Genomic DNA, 1,707 nt, shown 5'->3' on the forward strand with positions numbered 1-1,707 from the left:
CCTAAGGCGAGGCCGAGAGGCGTAGTCGATGGACAACGGGTTGATATTCCCGTACCCGCGAAAGAGCGTCCCTGATGAACCTCGTTGTGCTAACCATCCAAACCAGCCGCGACCTTCGGGTCAAAGCTGGGGAGCGTGGGAACCTGATGGGTAGTAGTCAAGCGATGGGGTGACGCAGGAAGGTAGCTGAGCCCGGCCGGTGGTTGTGCCGGGGTAAGCGTGTAGGCCGTGTCGTAGGCAAATCCGCGACACACTAGGGCTGAGACGTGATGCCGAGCCGATTCAGGTGAAGTCAGTGATCCTATGCTGCCGAGAAAAGCCTCTAGCGAGTTCTTAGCGGCCCGTACCCCAAACCGACACAGGTGGTCAGGTAGAGAATACCGAGGCGATCGGGCGAACTGTGGTTAAGGAACTCGGCAAATTGCCCCCGTAACTTAGGGAGAAGGGGGGCCGGAGACGTGAAGCCCCGCGCGGGTGGAGCGTTGTATGGCCGCAGAGAGCAGGGGGAAGCGACTGTTTACTAAAAACACAGGTCCATGCGAAGAAGTAATTCGATGTATATGGACTGACGCCTGCCCGGTGCTGGAACGTTAAGGGGACCTGTTAGCTCTTCGGGGCGAAGCGGAGAACTTAAGCGCCAGTAAACGGCGGTGGTAACTATAACCATCCTAAGGTAGCGAAATTCCTTGTCGGGTAAGTTCCGACCTGCACGAATGGCGTAACGACTTCCCCACTGTCTCAACCACAGGCCCGGCGAAATTGCAGTACGAGTAAAGATGCTCGTTACGCGCGGCAGGACGGAAAGACCCCGGGACCTTTACTATAGCTTGACATTGGTACTCGAATTAGCTTGTGTAGGATAGGTGGGAGCCGGTGAAGTCCATACGCCAGTATGGGTGGAGGCAATCTTGAAATACCACTCTGGTTGATTTGGGTATCTAACTTCGGACCGTTATCCGGTTCAGGGACAGTGTCTGGTGGGTAGTTTAACTGGGGCGGTTGCCTCCTAAAGGGTAACGGAGGCGCCCAAAGGTTCCCTCAGCCTGGTTGGCAATCAGGTGTTGAGTGCAAGTACACAAGGGAGCTTGACTGTGAGACTGACAGGTCGAGCAGGGACGAAAGTCGGGACTAGTGATCCGGCACTTGCGAGTGGAAGCGGTGTCGCTCAACGGATAAAAGGTACCCCGGGGATAACAGGCTGATCTTCCCCAAGAGTCCATATCGACGGGATGGTTTGGCACCTCGATGTCGGCTCGTCGCATCCTGGGGCTGTAGCAGGTCCCAAGGGTTGGGCTGTTCGCCCATTAAAGCGGTACGCGAGCTGGGTTTAGAACGTCGTGAGACAGTTCGGTCCCTATCCGCCGTGCGCGTAGGATACTTGAGAAGGGCTGTCCCTAGTACGAGAGGACCGGGACGGACGAACCTCTGGTGTGCCAGTTGTCCCGCCAGGGGCACGGCTGGTTAGCTACGTTCGGAAGGGATAACCGCTGAAAGCATCTAAGCGGGAAGCCTGCTTCAAGATGAGGTATCCCACCCACCTTGGTGGGGTAAGGCCCCCAGCTAGACGACTGGGTTGATAGGCCGGAAATGTAAGCCCGGTAACGGGTTCAGTTGACCGGTACTAATAGGCCGAGGACTTGACTACTAAGCTGCTACGCGTCCACTGTGCAACTCTGAACAAGCGAACACCCGTGAACTGTTGCCGGG

General features: G+C 56.6%; 1 rRNA gene (running past one end of the window). It reads left to right on the top strand.

The window, feature by feature from the left end:
* Positions 1–1,645, top strand: a 23S ribosomal RNA gene (locus tag ABZU46_RS30875); it begins 1,659 nt to the left of the window's first position.
* The last annotated feature ends 62 nt before the right edge of the window (positions 1,646–1,707 follow it).

The organism is Micromonospora sp. NPDC005197 (assembly GCF_040608295.1).
Classification (GTDB): domain Bacteria; phylum Actinomycetota; class Actinomycetes; order Mycobacteriales; family Micromonosporaceae; genus Micromonospora.